Genomic DNA, 23388 nt, shown 5'->3' with positions numbered 1-23388 from the left:
TAAATCAAGCACATCAATACATCGTCTGTCTAGTTTCAACTTTAATTCCCTCACCAACTCTTTAAATTAAGCTTATACGTAAATTAAAACGCTTTCAATTACGCATATAACTTCTTTTGTCACGAAGTCCGAACAAGAAGTTTTACTTTCATTTTACGGGGAAAAGCGCAGCAGATGAATAGGTCTTCCGTCTTTCAATCTATAATTACATAGCGAATTGTATACCTATTACTTTCTAAAAAAGGATAAAGTTTGATAAAATGAAGTAACGAAAAGTAAACAGGAGGTTCTTATGACTAAACATCGTATTTTTACTACTAGTTTTGCGAGTGTTTATCCGCACTATGTTACAAAAGCTGAACGGAAGGACCGTACGAAAGATGAAGTGGATGAAATTGTTCGTTGGCTAACAGGGTATAGTCAGGCGGATTTAGATAAACAAATTGCGGAGCAGGTAGACTTTGAAACTTTTTTTCAACAAGCGCCTGAAATAAATCCAAAAGCTGCACTCATTAAAGGCAGTATTTGCGGCGTTCGTGTGGAAGAAGTGAGCGATCCCTTGATGCAAAAAATCCGCTATTTGGATAAACTGGTGGATGAGCTTGCGAAAGGGAAAAGTATGGAGAAAATTTTGAGAGAGAAAGTGTAATTTGGGACAGGATAAAAGCCCACATCAGGCGATGTGGGCTTTTATTCTTTTAATCCTTACAATAATACCATAATCATTACATTGAATTTTTGGTTTTAAAAGATATATTACATTGATGAATACAACTAATTTCAAAACTATATCTCTCTTTCATTGTTGTAATATATTATTAAACGATTGAAAATCATTAATCATGATGTTTCTGTTGAAAAGCCTATTAATTTTTTCTACTAACTCTACAAACCCGCTATTTGTTGGATAATCAAATTCTAAATCTTGTTCAACATAAAAGAAGTCGACTACATAATCAATACTAGGTTTAAAACTAAGCAAGCCTTCTACAAAAGATAAAATAAATTCTCTATCCATATCTGTTAAATCGGACCTATAGGCATACTGAATAACTATATGATTTTCGTTAGGCTCAAAGTCATCTTCAAAAAATGGCGTTCCAAACTTATCTGAAGCCTTCGAAAAAGTATCAAAAAGTAACAGGTATCCCATATCATTACCTTCTTCTGAAAATCTGAAAAACTCACTTTCTTTTGTAATAAATAACCTTTCAAAATTCAAATTTAACAATCCCTTCAAACAGATTAATGTTTAAATCTTATTAAGAATAACATAAATTTAGAGTTTATACTGTTCCAAATTGGATTTTTTGGAAACCTTAAAAGGGCGCACTTATACACCTTCTAGATGTTTGTGTTCTAAAAATTTGTAACCTGTCTCACAACTTATCTCGCACTAAATGTCTCTCCTTTTTCATTTAGCATAATTTCCCCTAGATAAGCTTACGAAAACAAAAGCCCACATCGCCTGATGTGGGCTTTTACTATTTTTCTAACTTCAAACGTTCGTACATCGCCATAAATAGGGCGATTAGGCCGATTGCGAGCAGAATATGTCCTAATCCAGCAATACCTGCCACGGCGGCGCCAGTTTCTTTCCCGATAACAGTCATCGTACCGTGAAATGTCATCAGGCCGACGGTTAGGAGTAGACCCGCGTTATAAACGTAGTAAAAAATGTTGAATTTTTTGCTTTGCATGATGTGGAAATTTTTCTCAAGCAGTAGAACGATAATAAACATAAACATGCCGAGCATTAAAAGATGCGTATGGAGGACGGAAAGTTGTGTATCGCCCGTAAAATCATTATATTTGGTGATTTCACGATAATAAACTCCTGATACAAGTCCTAAAATACAGTAAGTTAAAGCGGTTGTTAAAAGTTTTTTTCAAAATGTCTCTCTCCTTTTATTTAGCGTAATCCATTTAGTTCTTGGTATAAATCTTTTGCATAACTATCTGTCATACCGCAAATAAAATCGGTAATGAGCAATAGTCGTAAATATAGTTTGGTCGTTTCATCCTGATTGGTAGCGTTTTTACGGTAGCAGCCGATGTAGTTATCAGAAATAAGTGATAGCAACCGCTTATCTTTAGCCGTTACTTTTTCTGGCATAGCGCTGTCGTAATAAAGCACCGCCGGAATATAGCTATCAAGTAAAGATGTGATGATTTTATTACCTGCGATTTCCGATTCAACCACACCTTGGTTCGTATAAATATACGTAGCGGATAGATTTTGCAAGACCTGCACAAGTTCAAACGCTTCTGACACATCAAGAAGAGAATCTTGGAATGTTCCTGCCATAATCGCCGCATAGTTTTCATAAAATTTTTCAAGCGAACGGTTAATCAGTTGCCCTCGGACATTAGAGGCAAGCCACTGCTGCGCAATAAATCCTTCCTCCTGCCCCGCATATCGATCGGCTTTTTTCTTTAGCTCATTAAAACAAGCGGCCGTCACCCAATTGTGTTCTGGAACCTCTTCAAAGCCGCGTAAAATTTGTTGGATGGTGATAGTCCCTTTTTTCACACCATCTTCTAAATCGGCGTTTAAATATGCGATATCGTCTGCGACTTCAAGTAAAAATGTCAGCGGATGGCGACTATTTCCCGCGCCAGTGGCTTCCGTCACTTCATGAAAAATCGCTTCATCTGCATAAAAGTAGCCCAATTTTTTACTACGAATTTGTTTTTTATTAATTTTTAGCGATGAAACAGGGTATTTGATAATCGAATTAAGGGTAGCATGCGTCAAATTAAGTCCATATTCATCAAATAAGTAATGTAATTTCGAAACGACGCGTAAAACTTGGGCGTTCCCTTCAAAATTATAAAAATCTTGCTTCATCTGCTCATTTAAAATGTTTGTTAAAACTTCATCATTGTATGTAAGCGTGGCTAAATTTTCTCTAAACCATTCCCGAATGGATTCTTCGCCGAAATGGCCAAATGGCGGGTTTCCCATATCATGTAAAAGTCCGGCGCATGACAAAATATCCGCCATGTTTTCGGCATGTTCACGCGTAAAAGCGTCATCTAATTTTTCATTTAAAATCGTATGCGAGACCATATTTCCCATGGACTTCGCAATGGTTGACACTTCCATAGAATGCGTCAGCCTCGTCCGCACAAAATCACTTTTTTCGAGTGGAAAAATTTGCGTTTTATCTTGCAATCGTCTAAACGAGGCACTCATGACAATTCTTTGATAGTCATTTTCAAAAGCACTACGAACATCCGTACTTTTTGCTCGTGTTACAGAAGATTCCCTTCGTCTTTTATCATTTAAAAGTTCATCCCACTTCATAAAATCCCTACTTTCTGCAAAAAATGGTTCTGGATTTTTTCTTCTCTAGTATAACGGAATTACAAGTTTTGCGCGACTAGAAACTAATATTACGGTGTATAAAGCATTTCGTACTGGCTAAACGTTTTTGTAAAACCTGTATCCGTGAGTAAATGGATAAGCGACTCATCTCTCTCATCCACGTTAATAATCCCTAACATTTTCAGCTTCGTATCTGCTAAAATATGAGCGATTAAAGCCTCACCCACTTTTTTAGAATGGGCTCCTATTTGAGCAAGTGATTCACTTGATGGATTTAGGACGACATAGCCGAGTAGTTCGCCTGCTTCTCTGAAGGTATAGCAAATAAAATCCTTGCGAAGCGCTAAGATGGCGTGATGGTTGTTTTGCCATGACGGTTTGTACGGGAGTGTGCTTTCAAAATCTGCCACGAGGTCAACTGGCTCTTGGTGGATACTAGGCGATAGTTTTGGGGATATTTGGGGATCCAATAAGCGAAAGCATAGAAAATGGCGGGTGATTTCGAAATTTTTTTGCTTGTAAAGCGCGTAGGCCTTCTGATTGTCTTGCAAAACTTCGAGCAAGTAGCCCGTCCGATTTTTTTCAAAAAGAAGGCGAATACTTGCATCCAGCATGCCTGAAGCTATTTTTTGCGCCCGGTAGGCCACTTTCACCCCTGTCCCTAGGTTATAAACTTGAGTTTCTCTTTCACCGTTTAAAATGAAGCCGACTAAATCGCTTTGGTCAAAAGCGCCGACGGAACTATCCGCCTGAAATCCCTTGCTAAATAACATGTTTTGAAATGCGGCCAAGCTTGGCTTCATGGGAATGGTATAATCCGAAAAGGCATCTAAAAAGGTTTCGTAAATGGTCGTAACGGACACGCCGCGTAAATTGCGATATTGAATCATTTGTTTTGCCCCCTTTCTGTTCCATTATACAGTAAAAAGCCCTTCTGGCAGAAGGGCTTTTATGAAAATCATGCGAAAGTCGCCAAATTCATTTTAAACCTCTAAAAGTTGTTTAATGGTTTTTAAAACGGCATCTTCGTTGTTGGTGGCACTCGTTATATAGCGAGCCTTCTCTTTTAGCGGGTCGCAAGCGTTTTGAAGAGCAAAACTAAAGTCGGCTTGTTCCATCAGTTCGATATCGTTCCATCCATCACCAAATGCGACGGTTTCTGCTTTCGTGACTTGAAGTTTATCTTGTAACGCTTGAACGGTCGTCCCTTTATGAACACCGTAGTTCGAAATATCAATCCACATCGGTTCGGAGGCAACGATATAGGCTCTGTCCGTAAATTCAGCCAGTTTTTCTTTCGTAGCAAAACTTCTTTCATGGGGGTCAAAAATGGTAATTTTAACAAAATCATCTGTGATAGCCTGATAATCATGGACAAAGTCTACATTTTGATAGGAGCCGCGCACATAATAATCGACAATCTCTTTTTCGGAGCTTTCCTTAACAATAGCCGCTTTTTTCGTACAAGCAATAATCACATAATCGGTCGCAATTTCCTCTAATTTTTGAATAATCGAGCGGCCAAGTTCATTTGGAATAAGTGATTCGTATTCGTACTTCCCATTACGTTTCATCCGCGTTGCACTGTCTCCTAAAATCCAAATATCTTCACTGTCTTCCCCAAAAATCACCTCTACACGTTCGCACTGTTTTCCCGTACACGCCGCAAAAGTAACCCCTTTTTTCTTCATCAAAGCATTTACTTCTTGGAAAAGGGGGCGATTAAATTCACTGTTTGAATTCAAAAACGTCCCGTCCATATCCGTTATAACTAGTTTTATCATTTCCTTATCCTCCCTCATTTTTATTCAAAAAAATAAAGCTTTTCATCATACTGCGCTGCGAGCCAGAAAAGGCCTTGCCACACGCTTTTTTGAAAATCGTGATCGATATAAATGGTTGGTGTGTTAGGCTGAAGGTCAAGATGCGGTCGACTCGCTAAAAACTCGCGCACGGCTTGTTCGTCTTCTTTTTCTGCTGCTAAAATAAAGCTAGTAGGTGCCAAAACCGCATTATAAATTTCAACAATTTGTGCTAAATCCGCTAATTGTTTCCCCTTCGTTTGCGGAACGCCTGAATCCATTAAAAACGGCAAATACTTGCCTTCTCCGGCAAGCGAATGATTCCCTTCCATTAGCTTCCCATCGATTAAAATAGTAATGCCTGGCATGCTTTGAAGCGGGAAAAATATGCCAACTATTGTTGTTTCTCTAATGGATATACGTTGCAACAAGCTATACCCTAGAGTCATAACATGCGCATCATTTTGCACAACAACAGGGAGGCCTGACAATTCCTGAATCGCTTTCAAAATGGGCCAACCATCCAACTTACTATACCAACTTGATGTCACTTGCCCTTCGGAAATTTTTCCAGGAATTGAAACCGCTATTTTAGAAATTTCCGTATTTTTTTGTAAAACTGAATAAACGATTTTGCATAAATTATCAAGTGTTATTCCAGAGAAATCAAATGTTTCGTGAAATTCTGCTTCGCCTTTTAAATTAACAATTTTAGCATCTATAACCAGTTTTCCATTCCGATCTTTCACCGCAAATAAAGCAAAAAACTCACGATTATAATTAAACGTATACGTAGTCGCCGGTCGACCTAATTTAGGTTGCACCTGTTCCCCTTCCATCAGCCATTTTTCTTCAACTAACTTTCGTACTAATGCATTTACCGTGACCACGCTAAGCCCCGTATCTCTTGCCATATCAACTTTTAAAGCATGTTCTTTACGATAAAGGTAAACAAGCAGCCGCCTTAAATTACGTTCACGTATTAAATTAGCTCGTGCTTCCAATTTCCCACCTCCTTTTTTAAACTCTTTTAATTAACTACCTTAATTATATAGTTAAAAGAAAGCGAATACAAGTTAAATAAAAAAAAGACATGCTTTCACATATCTCAGCTTGTAGAAAAACTCAAAGATTAAGCAAAACAAAACGCTTATCACCAAAATCAGGCTGCTGACAAATGGTGAGATTCTAGCAAAGCCGAGTACCGAAGCGGAGCGTACTCGAGTACGTGAGCACCGGAACGGAAGGTTTAACGACGAAGATTGCCGTTTGTCAGCAGTCTGAGATATGCTTTCACATATCTTTTTTTATACTTAACAATTCACTAAAGCGCTTTTCTAGCATTTCATGCGCGTTTATATTTTTTACACCCGTCGCTTTTGCAGCAAAACTAGCGAAATTTAAGCCGGCTCCAAAAATTTGTAAAGCGCCGTTTCCTAAATCGCCGGATTTTAGCGCCGAAACGCCGTCTTCCAAAAAGTGATTACTTTCATCTAAATGGCAATCAGGTAAATATTTTTCACCTTTTTGAAATAGTTCTAAGTTTTCTAGAATTTGCTGTGTGGTTTCTTCTGAAATATCAGCATCAAGCGCAAGTAGCATGTCGTTGATTGGTGTGACAAGCTGCGCATAAAGTCCACCAGTCTCCTCACATTTCTCTTTAATTTGAATACGTCTATCTTTTGCGGTCAACTAAATCGCCCCTTCCCACACCACTATAAACCTATTGATTTAAAATTTATAGCATTCTGCTCCCTAGAAACTTACTTTTTCAAAAAATCAGCTGTATCTTTTTTATCCGCACTTTGAAAGAAATATGAGCCTGCGACGAGAATATCAACGCCTGCATCCTTACATAAATCCGCCGTTTCCTGATTAATCCCACCATCAACCTCAATCCTATAATGAAGACCGTTTTCTTTTCGATATTGGTTAAAAAAAGCAATATTCGAGAGCGTTCCTGGAATAAACGATTGTCCTCCGTAGCCTGGATTCACCGTCATTTGCAAAACCAGATCCACTTCAGACAAAACACTCGTTAAAGTTTCCGCCGCCGTGCCCGGATTTAAAACAACACCCGCCTGGCAGCCCGCTTCTTTAATTTGGTGAATGATGCGGTGGATGTGCGGACAAGCTTCGACATGTACCGAAATGATTTTAGCACCCGCTTCCGCAAATTGTTCAATGTAGCGCTCTGGATTTTCAAGCATTAAATGGACATCTAACGGGATTTTAGCTGCTTTGGCAATTTCTGAAACCATATCAATACCAAATGTTAAATTCGGTACAAAATGGCCGTCCATAACGTCAATGTGCAAATAATCGGCGCCAGCTAGTTCGGCGTCACGAATTGATTCGCCGAGCGCCATATAATTCGCAGCGAGGAGCGACGGGGCAAGTAAAGTCATACGCGCACACCTGCTTTCTCCACGAGTTTTTGAACGCGGTCCGCCACATTTTCTTTTGTGAATCCGAACGCTTCAAATAGTCTTTCGGCTGGAGCGGACGCGCCGAAGTGATCTATGCCGAGCATTTCTCCTGCGTCACCGATGATGTCATGCCAACCAAATGTGCTCGCCGCTTCAATCGCAAAACGCGCACGAACGGCATTTGGCAGAACGCTTTCTTGGTAGGCTTTACTTTGTTGTTTAAAAATATCAAAACTTGGTAAGCTTACGACGGAAACGTCGATATGACGCGACTTCAATTCGTTTTGTGCAGCAATGGCAAGACTAACCTCGGAGCCGGTCGCAATTAAAATGGCATCTGGCATTTCTTTTTCTGAAGGCGAGACGATGTAGGCTCCCTTTTTGACACCGGAAGTGACCGTTTCTTGTGCGGTTTCAAGCACTGGTAAATCTTGTCTTGAGAGTACGAGGGCGACGGGGCCGTCTTGATTTTGCATGGCTTCTTCCCATGCTACGCGCGTTTCTTTTGCATCAGCCGGTCTGAGAACTGAAAGGCCCGGCATGGCGCGCAGTGATGCCAAATGTTCGATTGGTTCGTGTGTTGGACCATCTTCACCGACTGCAATACTATCATGTGTGAAAACGTAGGTGACAGGTAATTTCATAAGTGCCGCCATACGAATTGCTGGGCGCATGTAATCGGAAAATACGAAAAATGTCGAACCAAAAACTCGGAGTCCGCCGTGTAGCGCCATTCCATTTAGCATCGCTGCCATCGCAAATTCGCGTACGCCGAACCAAATATTTCTCCCCCCTCGCTTTGATTTCGTAAATGCTTCGCCATCATCAATAAATGTTTTATTAGAGCAACCTAAATCAGCTGAACCACCAAAAAATTCCGGAACAGATGCGGCTAGCGTATTAATCATTTTATGTGAAGCCGAGCGCGTCGCCACTTTTTCACCTTCCGTAAAACTAGGCATATCAGTATCCCAATTTTCCGGCAGTTCCCCGCTTACGACACGCTTAAATTCAGCTGCAAGTTCAGGATAAAGCGCCTCATAATTCGAAAATACGTTTTCCCAAGCCGACTCTAACTCCGCCCCACGCGTACGATAGTTGCTTAAATAGTCTTTCACTTCCTGTCTCACCGTGAACGGGGCTTCCGTAAACCCATAATTTTCCTTCGCAAGATTCGCTTCCGCATCACCAAGCGGCGCCCCGTGACACGCAGAACTACCACCTTTATTTGGCGCCCCGTAACCGATAACTGTTTTGACTTCGATTAAAGTAGGACGTTCTTTGTCTGCCTTCGCTTCCACTAGTTTTTCTTGGAGCAAAGCCAAATTATTCCCATCACAAACCTGTAAAACTTGCCAGCCATATGCCCCGAAACGTTTCGCCGCATCCTCACTAAACGAAGCGCTCAGTTCACCATCAAGTGAAACATCATTCGAATCATAAAGCACGATTAATTTGCCAAGCCCTAAATGACCAGCAAGCGAGGCCGCTTCTGACGCCACCCCTTCCATTAAATCGCCATCGCCGCATATTGCATACGTATAATGGTCGACTAGATCATAGTTTTCCTTATTGAAACTATCCGCCATTTTAGCTTCCGCAAGCGCCATACCAGCCGCCATCGCGATACCTTGACCAAGTGGCCCACTTGTTGCATCTACACCAGCCGTAAACCGATATTCCGGATGCCCCGGCGTCTTACTGCCAAACTGCCGAAATGCCTTTAAATCTTCCATGCTCACATCATAGCCAAATAAGTGCAAGGCGCTATATAAAAGCGCCGACCCATGCCCCGCTGACAACACAAAACGGTCACGGTTAAACCAATTGGGATTTTTAGGATTAAACTTTAAGTGCTTCGCAAATAACATATACGCCATCGGAGCCGCACCCATCGGCATTCCCGGATGACCCGATTTTGCTTTTTCAATCATATCAATCGAAAGCGCACGCATATTATCAATGACTTGTTGATCCATCGTTTTTTTCACGTTCGTCGTCTCCTCTTAATCAATTTCTGACCAAATTTTTAAAGATCTCGCCGCATAATCATAGTTATCCTTTTGATGAAAAAGCGCCGAAGTTCCTAACACAAACACATCCGGAAGCGAATCCCGCATAAGCGAAACCGTGTGGCTGTTAATATTTCCATCCACCTCAATGAGCGGCGCATACGGATTATCTTTTATTTTTTCTTTTAAAATAGCGATTTTAGTAATGACGTCCTGTCTGAATTCCTGCCCCGCAAAGCCTGGATTTACAGTCATCACAAGAACCATATTCACATAATCCAAATACGGAAAAATGGCCTCAACAGGCGTTTCGGGATTAATCGCAATCGAAGGCTTAATATTGTACGATTTAATTTTACTAATCACTTCCATGACATCATCTGCCGCCTCCACATGAAATGATATGTATTCAGGCCTCGCAACTTGGAACATGTCAATATATTTAAGTGGTGTTACCGTTGCCAGATGAATATCAAGCGGAATCGATGTCTCAAGACGAAGTGCTTTTAAATATTCTGGGCCAAGTGCTAAATTGTTCACATAAATACCGTCCATAACGTCACAATGTAATAACTCAATGCCGGCTGCTTCTAGCTGTTTTAGCTCTTCTGCCAAATGAAATTGGTCCGCGCACATAATGGATGCCGCAATCTGTTTCACCGTAACCCTCCTCACTTTCCTTCCATTTTTTCAACTAAACGAAGTCGCTTTGTATGTCTTCCACCTTGAAATTCTGCCGCAAGCCAAGTATCTACGATTCGAAGTGCGAGCCCCTCACCTAGAACGCGTTCCCCGAGGCATAACACGTTGCTGTCATTATGTTCTCGTGTCGCTTGCGCTGAAAAACAATCTGACACAACTGCCGCACGAATTCCCGGGACTTTATTCGCCGCAATGCTCATTCCAATTCCCGTACCGCAAACTAAAATCCCTAAATCCGCCTCTTTATTTGTGACGCGGTGAGCAACTTCTTCAGCGTATGACGGAAAATCAACGCTTTCTGTGCTATATGTCCCAATATCGGTTACTTCATACTGATTTTTCAAATGCGCCACAATAGCATCTTTTAAATGAATACCACCATGGTCGCAACCAATTGTTATTTTCATCCTGATCCACCTTCTGTGATATAATATAGCGAAGGATGACTGCTTACATTTCCCCGGCCTGCCAGCTTGGTTTTGTAAAAGTTGTCCTTTTTTGTAAAAGGTTTCAAAACAGCCATCCTCCTTTTGTCATTTAATTTGATTTCACCAATACTTTGATTTCATTTCCAGCCATCACCGCTTGAAATCCCTCACGCCAGTCATCTAAGTCGTAAATTTTGGTAATCATTTGGTCTGTGTGAATATGACCTTTAGCTAGTAAATCAAGCGCGATAAGCCATGAGCTTGGTTTTTGCGAGCGACTGCCAATATACGCGATTTCACGTTGAATAATGGCTTCCTCATCAATTGCATTTTTCTTTTCAGCAAATAAGCCTACTTGGACGAAATCACCTTTTTTCTTTGTTAGCGGAAGGCCTTGGTTTACTGCGGGAACAGCGCCAGAACAATCAAATACTTTATCCGCACCATAACCATCCGTCATGCTTAGTACAATGTCATCTAAATCATCGGTTAACGTATCCACGATTTTATCGACACCTAATTGAAGGGCTAACTGAAGGCGCGCCTTATCCTTTGTAATCCCCGACATAATCACTGTTGCCCCTTGCGCTTTCACAACTTGGGCTAGAAGTAGTCCAATCGGTCCCGGCCCAAAAATTAAGACGGTGTCGCTCGACTTCACTTCCGTTTTTTCCAAAGCTGCGTGCACACAACAAGCAAGTGGCTCCGTTAACGCCGCCGCTTCATACGATATGCTTTCAGCGAGTAAATGACAACTCTCTTCGCGCGAGAGCACATATTCCGCGAAACTGCCATTCGCCTGTGTCCCTATGCCTTTTCGGTTGCTACATAAGTTATAATCATGTTCTTGGCAATAAATGCACTCGCCGCAAGTTTCGAACGTCGTTTCACTCGTCACCCGGTCTCCCATTTTGAATTTTGTAACCTCCGGACCAACCTCAACCACTTCACCCGAAAATTCATGGCCGAGCGTAACTGGCGTCGTCGGGTTTTGATACTCACCCTTAAACGTATGAATATCCGATCCGCAAATTCCCGTGTAGGCTACTTTAATTTTGACACGGTCACCGTAAACCTTTGGAACAGGCACATCTCGAAGTTCCATTTTGTCATAACCCGGCTCCGTTTTGACTACCGCTTTCATCTATAACACTTCCTTTTGTGGTAAAATCAGCACTTTGTTGTAATCTTCAGAACGACTTAAAATCATTTTAAAGGCCTCTGCTGTGTCTTGTACGGCATAACGATGCGAAATCAGTGGTTTCAACTTAATCTTTCCTTGTTTCACAAACTCAATCGAATTATGCCACTCTTTCCCCGGAAACGGCGCCGAATAAGAATTCCAAAAACCTTTTAGTGTGAGTTCACGCCTGAAAATATTTTCAAACGCTTCCTCGTGTAAAAGAACGTCCGCATAAGCAATTCCCTGGTAGCCAATTTTCCCTTTCTTCTTCGTCACAAGCAAACACTGTTCCTGCGTCACTTTCGACCCCGCACACTCCATCGCAATATCCACACCTAAACCATTTGTTAGCTCTAAAACGCGAGCCTTCAAATCTTCCTTCTGCGGGTTAATGGTGTGCGTGCATCCGAACTTACGCGCATCTTCTAGTTTTTTGTCACTAATATCCACCGCGATAATTTCCTTCACACCTGTTAAATTCAAACATTGCACCGTTAAAATCCCAATCGTCCCAACACCGAAAACCAAAACCGTATCGCCGACTTTCGGCCGAATGCCAAGTACACCGTGCATAGAAACCGCAAGTGGCTCAAGCATTGCCGCCTCTTCAAAATCAAGGTCGTGAATCTTAATCACATTCTTCGCCTTTAAAACGGTATTTTCCGCAAATGCGCCGTAAAAGTGAGAACCAATCATCCGATAATTATCACATAATGAAAACTCGCCTGACTGACAATACTCACATTTTCCACACGGCAGAAGTGGAATCCCCGCCACACGGTCCCCGACCACAACATTTGTCACATCACGCCCCACTTCTGTAATAACACCTGAAAACTCATGGCCCATTACAGCCGGAAGCGGATACTTCCATCTCGTCTGCATCTTATGAATATCCGAACCACAAATCCCTGCAGCCATTACCTTCACACGAACTTCATCCGCATGACAAACGGCTTCTTCAATTTCCTCTGCTTTAATTTCATTTTTTTCATAGAGCACAGCTGCTCGCATAATGCGTCACCTCAGTTATATTTTTCTTAGAAAATAGCTGCCCACATTTGGGAGAATTTCAAGATAATCCAGTTAAAGAAGTTACCACCCATATCAAGCGTACTAACCTCAGATGCACCTTTAGGGAATTCATATACGCCACGCATCATTTCAGTGTGAACAGGTCCGAAGTCAGTCGCCATGAGAAGTGCCAAAGCAATAACCACTGTTCCTGCTAAAACGGAGTGTAAAATGTTCCCTTTTCGACTGGCTACAACGAACGATACGTAAAATGGAATTGTTGCTAGGTCCCCAAAAGGAAGAACTTTATTACCCGGAATAATAACCGCTAGGAATAATGTAATCGGAACTAAAATTAACCCAGTTGAAATGTTGGCTGGATGCCCGATTGAAAGCGCCGCGTCAAGCCCAATATATAATTCACGGCCTTTAAAGCGAGATTTCATGAAGTCACGAGCAGATTCAGAAATTGGAATTAAACCTTCCATTAAAATTTTAACCATTCTTGGCATTAGGAACATCACAGCACCCATTGACATCCCAAGTTGAGCCGTCGCGCCTACGTCATATCCCGCAAGTAGCCCAATCGCAATACCGAGAATTAACCCCATCATCATTGGTTCCCCAAAAATACCAAAGCGTTTTTGAATGGTTTCTGGATCAATATGGATATTTTTAATCCCTGGAATTTTAGCAATCAGCCACCCAATTGGAATCCCTACGAACCCGAATGCCGCTGTGGAGCCTGTTGGTAACGAAATCCCTTTCAACCCATAAAAATCTTCTACCATATGTTGCGTTTTATCCGCCATCCAAAGAACGAGTACTTCGTAAATGATGGCGCATAGAATTGCAAACCACCAGCTACCGCCTGTTACGATATAACCTGTCGCACCTGCTGCAATGAAATGCCAATAGTTCCAAATATCAATGTCGAGCGTTTTAGTCGCCTTCATCAAAATAAGTAATAAGTTAACAGCTAAACAAATGGGAATTAAAATCGCTGCAACCGGTGATGCCCATGAAGCAGCCGCTGCTGCCGGCCATCCAGCATCAATAATCGTTAAGTTCATACCGAACCGTTCGACCATTTGTTGTGCTGCAGGGCCTAAGTTATCAGAAAGTAAACTAATGACTAAGTTAATCCCAACGAAACCAATACCAATTGTAATGGCAGAACGAACTGCTTTTTTAGCTGGTACTCGGAAAATAAGTGCAATAAAGAAAATCATAAATTGGCAAAATTACGGTTGGTCCGAGATTTAGCACATACTGTACTCCTGCTAGTAATTTATCCATTGTTCTTTTTCCTCCCTAAAATAAGTCTTTTTATTTTGATAACAAGGGTTGTTTATTCCGAAGATTTAGACAACCCTTAATCCTCCGTCACTTTAGATAAGATAAAATCTCTTCATCCAGTTCTTCCATGCCCATTCCTGTGATATAACTTGTCGCAATGATGGCTGGAATTTTATATGTTGTCGGCAAAATAGTTGTGGAAACAATTAAGTCTGCCCCGTCTTGAAGTCCTGCTGCTTCCGAAATTTTAATTTGTTTCACGGATGCATCAATATTATGTTCCTTCACTAAATTTTCCACCTTATCCGTTACGACCGTTGAAGTTGCAATCCCAGCACCACATGCGACCAAAATTGTATATTTACTCATTTTAAATTCCTCCTTATTCATTTACAGCTATTTTTTTTTAAAATTTGTATGATTTGCTCTGCCGAATTAGCTTCATTAAGTGCGCGAATGTTCCCTTTATCTTGAATAATGCCCATTAATTGCCGCAATACTTCAAGTTGACTGTGTGGTTCATTTAAACCGAGTACAAAAATAACTTCTGCACGAACACTCTGATTTTTATCTTCCATCAATTGAAACGGAATGCCTTTTTTACTTGTTAAAACGGCGATAAATTGCTCACTCACACATTCAGGATCTGTGTGCGGAAGCGCCACCCCGTATCCGTCAAGCTTTAAACCTGTCGGAAAAACGGCTTCACGTTCCAAAAGCTTACTCAGAAAATGACTTGTCACATAGTGAAGTTTTTCCCCTTGACTCGCCACTGTTTTAAATATATCTTCCTGCGTCTCGCAAGATACATCCACCCATATCAGCTCTTTTTTTTAAAAATTTCACTAAATCCATTACGACTCCTCCTGTAGTAACCATTTACTCTTTTCCCGTATTATTTTTAATAATTGTGTGCATCATTTCTATGTTTTTTGCTGCGCGAAGTTTGGCCAGTTCATTCTTTTTACCAGAAAGTTCCATAAGCTCACGAAGCGCCGTAAAATGCGCATTTTTATCAACGGCCGCAATAACAACCACAAAATGAAGCGGCATCCCGTCTTCTAAAAACAGTCCTTCTTCCACAAAAAGCATGCTCATTCCAAGTCGCAAAACACCTTTTTCAGTTTCTGCATGAGGGATAGCAATGGTTTTTCCAAGCACAATGTTCAGTACTGGAATCGAATGTTGCTTTTGCATCTCAAGAACATATTCACTTGTTATGGATCCAGAGGCAAGAAGTGGACTCGCAGCGATTTCAATCGCTTCCTTAAAACTTGAAACCTTTTTTAACCGAATAATGTGCTCTTTTGGAATTAAATCAGCTAGATTTTGTTTTCCGGTACGGTCGTCCAGTTTTTTCTCCTCTGTCGGGTGAAGCTTCTCCGCAAGCGCCCGTTCTAGTTTTTCATAATCGCGAATATCCGCGTATTTTTGAATGGTTTTCATTAAACTATCTACGCTTAGATAATCATCAATCAAATAGACCGAGCGTAGTACTCGCCTTCTAAGTTCAAGTTTTTCCTTTTCATCCATCAATTGACTTATTAAAAAGAATTTTTTGTTAGTCGTAAGTGGAACGGCTGAGAACACCATATCGTAGAGTAAATTTGTCTGCTCAAACTCCCTGATGGACATGGCTTGGTAAAAGAAAATTTCAGGAAATAAGCTTCGAAGCGTTTTTTCCATCAGTCGCGAAATGGAAAGGCCATTTGGACAAACCACAACAGCTTTCATGCGCGTTTGTAGTTTTTCCGTTGTTTCAATAAGGTGACCGCCCACAAAAAGCGTGATGAAAATACTTTCATTTTCAGGAATTCTTGTACCAATAAATTTTTCCAAAGGGTAGAGCGATTCTTTTACAATGTAGTGCACCGCCTGAAATTCCTCATCAATTCTGTCTAAAATGCTGTAATCAGTTGTTAAACGGTATTTGATGCGATAATATGCTGGTTTAATATGGGTAAATAATTTTTCTAGTAGCGTTTCTTTATCCACAAGCTGAACTACTGCTTTTTTTTCAAACTCTGTTAAAAATTCTGCTAATGCAAGTCTTAATTTCGGCATTTCCTCCGATTTTAGATGGTCTTTCAAAAGCACATTTGATGTTAAAATTTGAAGTGTAATGTACATTCGTTCTTCTTTTGATACATCGCCCAAACCTTTAATTAAAATTTCAGCCGCACCATACTCACGCGTATCTGAAAGTTCACTATAATCAATTTGGAAAGATGTGGTAATCGTTTGATTGCTACTTATTCGCCTAAAAATCGCAATCAGAATATAAGGCAAAATTCGCATTTTACTGTCAATAAAATGGAGGTTAAGATGTGTTTCTACTTGCTCTAGCTTCGTTCGAATCCCTTCGACCTCCGTCTTATCCATTTGCATAAAGCGTTTTAAATACTCTTCCCCGCCGTAACTTTCAATGACGTGCTCTGCAGCGATTAGCATGGCCGTTCGGACATTCCACTCGTCTCCCACGACTAAATACCCCTTCATACGCGAGTATTTTACTTCCAGATGAAATGTATCAAGCATTTTTTGAACTGCCTTTAAATCGCGCAAAACCGTATTTTTACTCACCTCCAGTTCACTAATAAAATGATTAAGCGATAATTCCTCGTTTCGGGTTGTGAGCATAAGAATGATTAAACTAGCTCGTTCTTTCTCAGAAGGAATATACCAATCGGCTTTTTCAAACTCATCCTCACCAATTATTTTAAACAGGTCAGGGTAGGTAACAAACCGCCCGCCAGCACCGCGATGAATTTTAGGGTAAGCCTGCTCCTCAAGCCAATTATTAATTTTCAAAAAACTATAATCGACTTGTCTGCGACTAAGCCCAAACTTTTCTTGGAGCTCAGCATTTGTCACATCTGGATGTCTTAAAATTTCTTTTAGAAGCGTATCGCTACGTTCATCCAAATACATATTGTTCCCTCCTGTTCTACTTCATTATAAATCTTAGCCAAATAAAAATGTACACGCTTTCATCCCCAAAATTTGTGGAAGCCGTGTACATCTTTGGACTTTGCTTGTGTATTTTTTAACATTCTGCACATACTGCACCGAAAAAAAGCTTATCACTATGCCATTTCCCTTTTAAGTTTGTTCATCACTTTGTACACCATGAGACCAAAAGAACAAAAAAACAGAACGCTTCTATAGTAAAAGCGTTCTATCTCTTCTTATTATACAAATAGTCCCGAATAAAAAGCAATTTAATTTTTAAGCTCTTCTTGTTTATACTTGGGAAGCGTCCCGACTATTGTCTCATACGCCTCAGCAAAAAGTGTTGCTATAAAATCAGTTTCTTTTTCCTTTTCTAACAAAATCGAAATCCACAGCCGCTTATTCATATAATAACCCGGAATAATCGCACTATTCATAGCTCTAAGCGCCTCACTTCTCTCAGCTGTCGTCCGAAGAGTGAGAATTTCCGCGCCTTCCTTATTTTTCCCAAGCATCGCAAACATTTTTCCATAAACGAAAAAACGGTCCGATTCCCACTCCTCCTTATAATCACGCGTCGCCCCTTTAAGCAAGTTCATTTTTTCTAGGAGAAAAGAATAGCGTTTTATCATGCGTAGTTCCCTTCCAAAATCATAATTTTATTGCCAATCGGGTCGAGGAAATTTAATTCGCGGCCACCCCACTCGGCGAGCCTCGGCGGTGTATCTGTCACACCACGCGCGTTTAATTCGTTATACGTATCATCCAAATTTTCACACGAAAAAACAAACTCTACTGGCGCACTTTGCTCCTCTTCCTGCCACACAATGATGCCTGGTTCTGCGAGTGTAAAACCCAATTTCGCTCCAATACTATCCCCGTGCCCCGGAAAGACGACCGGAATCCCTAGCTTTTCATGGTAAAATGCCACAAGTTCAGCAGCACTCGGCCCCGCAATATTAATACCTTCCATTTTTTTAATCATTCGTCCGCACCTCCATAAACCTACTTTACCCTATTCTTTAAAATTTAGATTGTAAAAAAGCGACATCTTTCGCAAATTTTTGTTGCATCTCAAATGGGGTTACCCCCGCATAGCGCTTAAATTGGTGCGTTAAATGGGCCTGATCGACAAACGCGTGTTTTGCTGCCAAGTCTGCCAAACTAGAAGCCTTGCCGAAATAAATGTCACGCCATACTTTCTGAAAGCGAATTAAATTCGCCGCTTGTTTCGGCGTCACTCCCATATTCGTTTTAAAAAGCCGTTCCAATTGCCGCCTAGAAACTGCTGTATGTGTAACCACATCTTGATTACGATTTTGTTCCGCAAGCAGAAAATCAATGCCATTTAAAAAAGCGTCATGCCGCACCAGTTTTTCCTTCTGTATGAAAAACTGCTCTAAAATCGCCTTTATTTCCATAACATTGGTCGCCTCCGCGAGTTTCGTTCGCGAAAGTTCCGCAAAACCTTCAAATGCCTCCTCCGCATCATAAACCCCATTCACAGCCATCCGAAATCCCGGACGCACAAAGCGACTCACTTCCCACATAAAAAAGCGCATCCCAAACGTAAACTCCCCATCAGGATTTTCCTTCCCTAAAAAAAGCTGATCACTCGGCGCCACAAAAAACTGCTCTAAAATCCGCCCCGTTTGGCGATCTATCCGAAAAATAATATCCGCACATAGATCGGGAATCACCCAATTATTTCCCGGGAAATTTTTATCTTCTTTGCTCATCCAAAAACACCGAACACTATCCTCGAGCGAAGCGGCAGGCGCAAACTCGATATAGCCTGGTCGATTTGGCGTCGCAATAATTGGTTCAAAACGATTGAGTTTTGCCACACACCCCACACTCCTTTTTAAACAGTATAACGAATTTCACGAAAAAAAAGTATGAAAAATACTAAATACGGGTATAAAATAAATAACGAATCCACCAGAAAGGGTGAGAAAATTGACAACGTACAAGCGCATTTTAGTTGGCGTAGACGGTTCCAACGAAGCAGAAGCTGCCCTAAGACGCGGCATCAACATCGCCAAAGGAGACGACTCCATTCTCGGAATCGGCTTCGTGGCTGACATCCGCCGCATCGCCCCTCTTATTGATTACGAACAAACTTATGCAAAAAAAGCCAAGGATTATGGGGAAGAACTAGTAGAAATCTACAAAAATGAGGCCGAAAAAGCAGGTGTCAAACACGTTGAAACCTTCGTCCACTTTGGAACTCCCAAAACCACATTCGTGAAAAAAATACTTAAAAATTTTGGCCCCGACCTTGTGCTCGTCGGTTCAACTGGCCTCACCCCATCCGAACAACTTATCCTCGGTAGCGTCACCGAATTCGTCGCCAAACACGCTGACTGCGACGTCATTGTCGTCCGCGGAAAACCATGGAATACGAAGAAAGATGTATAAACAATAAAAAACGTATTTTTCGAATTGAAAAATACGTTTTTATTATTTAACTCTGTTCGCCTATCTAGACTTCTAAAGCAGAAATCACAAATGATATGAATTCAATTTTCTTACACGATTTAACCGTAAGCTATTTTATCGTTTTTGACATACTGTCTCGTTATCCAAGTGCTTATTTTTGAAACTATACTATTTTCCACAAAAATATTATCTCATAAGACTTCATTTAATAATGATAGACCTCTTATCAAACTCTGAACAGTTTATCTTACTTTTCTTGATTAAACTCATCTACGACTGAAATACATTTACTAGGCACACTATCAGCAAGCCAAACCTGATCATTACCATGGTAAAACTTCACACCTTCCTCCCTTGCAGCGTATGTATCTATAGATAATATAATGGGGGTGTCCGTTTTTCTACTTCCTACCAAATTTGCTGTATTTATATCTTCCGATAAATGGACATACTGCCTATTCATTGGTAATAGACCCTTAACCATAATTTCCTTGTAGGATTCTGGTGAAGTTCCATGATATAGATATTTAGGTGGGCAAGCCTCTTCTTTAGTAATTTTTGTGGGCGTAGAATGCCCATAGAGAGCTCTAATTTTATTGTTTACTATTTCATGTCGTTTTTTTTGAGGATTTTGAAATCATCTCTCGTAAATCAGATTCCGTTAGACTATCCCAATGCCGGACTTCTTTTAATGATGATATCAACTGTTTGACTGGTACCCAACCTTCCTTATCAAGTTCTAATTTATACTCTCTTGGTGCATGACGAAGAGCATAGGAAACCTCTTTACTGAGCTTCTCAAAATTATCTTCATTCATCATTTTCTTCACTTCGATTAAAATCTATCATTTCGTCAACCGCATATTTTACCCATTCCCACAAATCAGTAAGCTCTGCCCTTTGTTCAAAACCTTCTGAAGAAAAATCATGAATAATTTGTACTTTACTGCCTTTCCCAACTTCAAAGCAAGCTATATCATCATTATCATCCCTTCTTGCAAAGGGTATCAATTTACGCTTAGGATATCTTTTTTTCAAATCAAGATATCTTCTACTCGCTTGCTCTGACTCAATAAAATACCATACATCAAAATCAATTAAATTTAATTCAATCAACTTTTCAAAAGAAGCAGGATATTCATACAAGGAGTTATTAATATAATAATTTTCCATTTCTATCACCTTTCATTATTTCATTTTTTCTAAATTAAATGAACCAAACGGGCTAGTATTTCTAAAACTAGCTTTTTGCTTCTGAACTCTTAATTCTAAAGCTTCTCCCCAACTAGAAGGGGTTCCTTTCTTTGTGGTAAATCTATCTATCATAGAACTAGGAAGAGGCTCATCATAATTTCTGACAATTGCTTTAACTTCTATCCCAGCCTCTCGAGCTGCAGCAACTCTAGTATTATCAATTGTAGTCAATTGTCCATCAGGCATTTTTACAACATCAATGGGGTCACCTTTCCAGCCACTTGCTTTCATGCTATCAATAATATCTCGGGAGCCATTTACAGATGTTTGGCTGAATCTAACATCATTAGGATTCAAATTTACATTTACTTTAAAAGCATTCATTTGAGACATACCTTTATAGGTTCCCCAACCAGCCAACATACTGGTACCAATGCTCGAAACAATACCAATATTCCTAGCAGCATCTTCCCCAACAAATTGAGGTAAGAATTCATTTGCCGCCCAGTTCGTCGCATATCCAGTGCCGCCTGCCACTGCTCCTGTAATAGCTTCTTTTCCTAGTTCCTTCGCAACAGCTTGTGTTACTAGTTGCCTTGTTACTGTTGTTCCAGCTGTTTTAGCCGCTGTTTCAGCTGCTTTTAATCCAGCTCCAACTGGGATACAAAGCCCTGCAACTGTTGTCGCTGCTAGTCCAAATATATCATATGCCTGCTGGTTTCCCATGAATATTGTATCTCTTAGTGGGTTGATTGCCATTGAAAAACCGTCACCGTTTGCACCGTAGTAAATATCTTGCCCCGCCTCGACTAAATTAGAAGCACCGTACGCCATGGATGCCGTACCTGCTACCGCTGCCGTTACTACTAGCGGAGTTGCTGCTCCTGCCGTTAAAACAATTGCAGCACCACCTATTACAATAGCACCTACAGCGAATACAGCATTCCACATTCCTTTTTCTTTTCTCGCATCTGCCAATTCTTTTTCAAATGCTTTCCATCTCTCTTCCTCGCGGCTCCCTGCAGCTTCGATTTGACTTTGACTCGCTTGCATACCTGCTGCAGAAGCTTGAAGGGCCGCGCTTAAATCTTGGGCCCCATTAGCAGTCGCAATACCTCCCGCTTCATACTGCGTAACAACATTTGAATTTCTTCCCTGATAATCTGCTATTAACAATTTTAAAGCTTGGAGCATATTTTTAAAATTTACTAAGTCCGCATTCTTGTGCTTTGTTTCATATTCACCAGTTTTAGTTCTTAAATCATTTACTTTTTTTGACGCATCATCATAACTTTGCAAAACATTTTGGCCGGAAATCTTAGTAGCTAATATATCATTTATTGTTCCTATTGTACTGTCTAAATTCACTTGCTCCAACTCAAAAGCATTTTTTGATGATTTAAAGAAGCTAACTAATTCATCAAAAACTTTTTCGTCCAATTGCGCATGTAAATCGTTGTCGATTTCTTGAAAATAGCCATCCTTGTATAATAAGAAACGCACCTGATATTCTTGAATAATTTGTCCTATACTTCCTAAAATATTTCCATGTACTTCCGCTAAGTAAGTTTTCACGCTGTCAGCTGCCTGTCCTTTTAGTTGATTCATCGAAATGATTGGACTAATCGACTTAGAGATAGCTTCAAGCTGATCCGAATAAGCTTTGCTAGTAGAATTAGTAAACGCGCCTACGGACATTATATCATCATACTTAATTTGATAAACCATTTTGTATCCCCCGTCCCAGTGCATTGTCCGTTTCTACTAGCGAATTCCCGATATCATGTATTGTTGTTAAATCTTTTTTTAGTAATGTTTTATAACTTTCTAAAACAGATTGCATCTCTTTGAACTGGTCTATAAAATTATCTAGCGCAACTGACTTGGATGTAATTTCTGGCATAGAATCTGCATCTGCCAGAAAATCTCCCGCATTTTTTTGTGCTGCTCCAACAAGAGCGAAGAAAATAACAGAGTTAATTTGAATCATTTCAAATCCCAAAATCATTCATCTCCTTTCGCAAAATTAGTGATGCACTAATTTGTCTATTTCATTTCCTAAATTATTAATTTGGTTTCCTAGCCACCCGATTAGTCCACCTTTTTCATTCGCCTCATTTTCTAAGCGTGTAATTTCGTCACAAATCTCATCATAGTAATTATCAATTTTTTTATAATATGTGTCGTTAATCTGTTTTAAAGGCGCCTTCCATGAGATTTTCAAACTCTGTTAGTTTTTTACCTTGCCAAGTGTCTGGTTGATCAGATTTATTCTTTAACCTTTACTTTTTAAATCTTTTTATTTCGGTTTGGACACTTGCGACTTCTTTCTTTGCCGTCCTCAAGCGCTCTAATTTTTCTTCAATTGAAGCTTTATCACTCACACATTGACTGAGTTCTGCTTGTTTAGCGCTTTTTTGTTTTTTTAAGGTTGCAGCTTCGGTTCATTTAAACCTCCCCCTCAACCCTAAATTCAATTTATTACTATTCGCTTGTTGTTTAYTTTTTTGAAGCTCATCGTTATTGATTCCTTTTGTTATTCATCTGCTTTTTCWATCATACTTTAATTACTCAAGCATCAACTCATTATCGTCATCCGA

Annotated in this window: 23 protein-coding genes and 4 pseudogenes; 2 read left to right on the top strand and 25 right to left on the bottom strand. The window is 40.3% G+C overall.

The window, feature by feature from the left end; genetic code table 11:
• Positions 1-292: 292 nt before the first annotated feature.
• Complete coding sequence (locus tag LFLEISCH_RS12185) at positions 293-649, top strand: DUF2200 domain-containing protein (RefSeq protein ID WP_007476964.1); 357 nt, start codon at positions 293-295, stop codon at positions 647-649.
• A gap of 150 nt (positions 650-799) precedes the next feature.
• On the opposite strand, the gene LFLEISCH_RS12180 is transcribed toward LFLEISCH_RS12185, so the two are convergent.
• The 20 genes and pseudogenes from LFLEISCH_RS12180 to LFLEISCH_RS12085 all read right to left on the bottom strand — a co-directional run bounded on the left by LFLEISCH_RS12180 (position 800) and on the right by LFLEISCH_RS12085 (position 18999).
• Positions 800-1222 carry a hypothetical protein gene (locus LFLEISCH_RS12180; RefSeq protein ID WP_007476963.1) on the bottom strand — a complete coding sequence of 141 codons (423 nt, stop codon included), beginning with the start codon at positions 1220-1222 and terminating at the stop codon, positions 800-802.
• Positions 1223-1484: 262 nt separating this feature from the next.
• A pseudogene (locus LFLEISCH_RS12175) lies at positions 1485-1877 on the bottom strand (DUF2871 domain-containing protein); the annotation flags it as partial.
• A gap of 35 nt (positions 1878-1912) precedes the next feature.
• Positions 1913-3310, bottom strand: coding sequence for a deoxyguanosinetriphosphate triphosphohydrolase (locus LFLEISCH_RS12170; RefSeq protein ID WP_007476961.1), 1398 nt, complete (start codon positions 3308-3310; stop codon positions 1913-1915).
• Between the two features lie 89 nt (positions 3311-3399).
• On the bottom strand, positions 3400-4221 hold the full coding sequence (locus LFLEISCH_RS12165) for a GNAT family N-acetyltransferase (protein WP_007476960.1): 822 nt from the start codon (positions 4219-4221) through the stop codon (positions 3400-3402).
• 93 nt (positions 4222-4314) lie between these two features.
• Positions 4315-5115: an HAD-IIB family hydrolase gene (locus tag LFLEISCH_RS12160; RefSeq protein WP_007476959.1), complete on the bottom strand. Its 801-nt coding sequence runs from the start codon at positions 5113-5115 to the stop codon at positions 4315-4317.
• A 20-nt stretch (positions 5116-5135) separates the two neighbouring features.
• Positions 5136-6137 (bottom strand): ROK family protein, encoded by a 1002-nt coding sequence (locus LFLEISCH_RS12155; RefSeq protein WP_007476958.1) that lies wholly within the window; start codon positions 6135-6137, stop codon positions 5136-5138.
• Positions 6138-6426: 289 nt separating this feature from the next.
• Positions 6427-6825: a hypothetical protein gene (locus LFLEISCH_RS12150; protein WP_007476957.1), complete on the bottom strand. Its 399-nt coding sequence runs from the start codon at positions 6823-6825 to the stop codon at positions 6427-6429.
• 71 nt (positions 6826-6896) lie between these two features.
• The gene (gene rpe, locus LFLEISCH_RS12145) at positions 6897-7541 is read right to left on the bottom strand and encodes a ribulose-phosphate 3-epimerase (protein ID WP_007476956.1); all 645 of its coding nucleotides are present in this window, start codon (positions 7539-7541) and stop codon (positions 6897-6899) included.
• Positions 7538-9553 carry a transketolase gene (gene tkt / locus LFLEISCH_RS12140; protein ID WP_007476955.1) on the bottom strand — a complete coding sequence of 672 codons (2016 nt, stop codon included), beginning with the start codon at positions 9551-9553 and terminating at the stop codon, positions 7538-7540. Before tkt ends, rpe begins: the two co-directional genes overlap by 4 nt.
• Positions 9554-9568: 15 nt before the next feature.
• Positions 9569-10234 (bottom strand): ribulose-phosphate 3-epimerase, encoded by a 666-nt coding sequence (locus LFLEISCH_RS12135; protein ID WP_007476954.1) that lies wholly within the window; start codon positions 10232-10234, stop codon positions 9569-9571.
• Positions 10235-10245: 11 nt separating this feature from the next.
• Entirely contained in the window at positions 10246-10683 is a 438-nt protein-coding gene (gene rpiB, locus LFLEISCH_RS12130) for a ribose 5-phosphate isomerase B (RefSeq protein WP_007476952.1), read from the bottom strand.
• Between the two features lie 130 nt (positions 10684-10813).
• On the bottom strand, positions 10814-11848 hold the full coding sequence (locus tag LFLEISCH_RS12125; RefSeq protein ID WP_007476950.1) for a zinc-binding dehydrogenase: 1035 nt from the start codon (positions 11846-11848) through the stop codon (positions 10814-10816).
• Complete coding sequence (locus LFLEISCH_RS12120) at positions 11849-12901, bottom strand: galactitol-1-phosphate 5-dehydrogenase (RefSeq protein WP_007476948.1); 1053 nt, start codon at positions 12899-12901, stop codon at positions 11849-11851.
• A 26-nt stretch (positions 12902-12927) separates the two neighbouring features.
• Positions 12928-14200 (bottom strand): annotated as a pseudogene (locus LFLEISCH_RS12115) (PTS galactitol transporter subunit IIC).
• Positions 14201-14287: 87 nt separating this feature from the next.
• Entirely contained in the window at positions 14288-14569 is a 282-nt protein-coding gene (locus tag LFLEISCH_RS12110; protein WP_007476945.1) for a PTS sugar transporter subunit IIB, read from the bottom strand.
• Positions 14570-14586: 17 nt separating this feature from the next.
• Positions 14587-15055 (bottom strand): annotated as a pseudogene (locus tag LFLEISCH_RS12105) (PTS sugar transporter subunit IIA).
• Positions 15056-15079: 24 nt separating this feature from the next.
• Positions 15080-17131: a BglG family transcription antiterminator gene (locus tag LFLEISCH_RS12100; RefSeq protein WP_007476941.1), complete on the bottom strand. Its 2052-nt coding sequence runs from the start codon at positions 17129-17131 to the stop codon at positions 15080-15082.
• A gap of 290 nt (positions 17132-17421) precedes the next feature.
• A complete protein-coding gene (locus LFLEISCH_RS12095; RefSeq protein WP_007476938.1) occupies positions 17422-17784 on the bottom strand; it encodes an MmcQ/YjbR family DNA-binding protein in 363 nt (120 codons plus the stop codon).
• Entirely contained in the window at positions 17781-18137 is a 357-nt protein-coding gene (locus LFLEISCH_RS12090) for a VOC family protein (protein ID WP_007476936.1), read from the bottom strand. The genes LFLEISCH_RS12095 and LFLEISCH_RS12090 overlap by 4 nt, the downstream gene beginning before the upstream one ends.
• A gap of 37 nt (positions 18138-18174) precedes the next feature.
• Positions 18175-18999 (bottom strand): AraC family transcriptional regulator, encoded by an 825-nt coding sequence (locus tag LFLEISCH_RS12085; protein WP_007476935.1) that lies wholly within the window; start codon positions 18997-18999, stop codon positions 18175-18177.
• A 112-nt stretch (positions 19000-19111) separates the two neighbouring features.
• Here LFLEISCH_RS12085 and LFLEISCH_RS12080 point away from each other — a divergent pair, with 112 nt between their 5' ends.
• Positions 19112-19573: a universal stress protein gene (locus tag LFLEISCH_RS12080; RefSeq protein ID WP_007476932.1), complete on the top strand. Its 462-nt coding sequence runs from the start codon at positions 19112-19114 to the stop codon at positions 19571-19573.
• 268 nt (positions 19574-19841) lie between these two features.
• On the opposite strand, the pseudogene LFLEISCH_RS12075 reads toward LFLEISCH_RS12080, so the two are convergent.
• From LFLEISCH_RS12075 to LFLEISCH_RS16025, 5 genes and pseudogenes are all read right to left on the bottom strand, one after another.
• A pseudogene (locus LFLEISCH_RS12075) lies at positions 19842-20412 on the bottom strand (RNA 2'-phosphotransferase).
• On the bottom strand, positions 20405-20767 hold the full coding sequence (locus LFLEISCH_RS12070; RefSeq protein WP_007476930.1) for a hypothetical protein: 363 nt from the start codon (positions 20765-20767) through the stop codon (positions 20405-20407). The pseudogene LFLEISCH_RS12075 and the gene LFLEISCH_RS12070 overlap by 8 nt, the downstream one beginning before the upstream one ends.
• Positions 20768-20782: 15 nt before the next feature.
• Positions 20783-22516 (bottom strand): T7SS effector LXG polymorphic toxin, encoded by a 1734-nt coding sequence (locus LFLEISCH_RS12065; RefSeq protein WP_007476928.1) that lies wholly within the window; start codon positions 22514-22516, stop codon positions 20783-20785.
• Complete coding sequence (locus tag LFLEISCH_RS12060) at positions 22500-22796, bottom strand: hypothetical protein (RefSeq protein WP_007476926.1); 297 nt, start codon at positions 22794-22796, stop codon at positions 22500-22502. Before LFLEISCH_RS12060 ends, LFLEISCH_RS12065 begins: the two co-directional genes overlap by 17 nt.
• An 18-nt stretch (positions 22797-22814) precedes the next feature.
• Complete coding sequence (locus tag LFLEISCH_RS16025; protein WP_007476924.1) at positions 22815-23012, bottom strand: DUF5082 family protein; 198 nt, start codon at positions 23010-23012, stop codon at positions 22815-22817.
• Positions 23013-23388 lie beyond the last annotated feature (376 nt).

This window comes from Listeria fleischmannii subsp. fleischmannii LU2006-1, assembly GCF_000344175.1.
Classification (GTDB): domain Bacteria; phylum Bacillota; class Bacilli; order Lactobacillales; family Listeriaceae; genus Listeria; species Listeria fleischmannii.
Note: the sequence above shows the minus strand (reverse complement) of the source record. Positions and strands in the feature narration are given on the sequence as shown.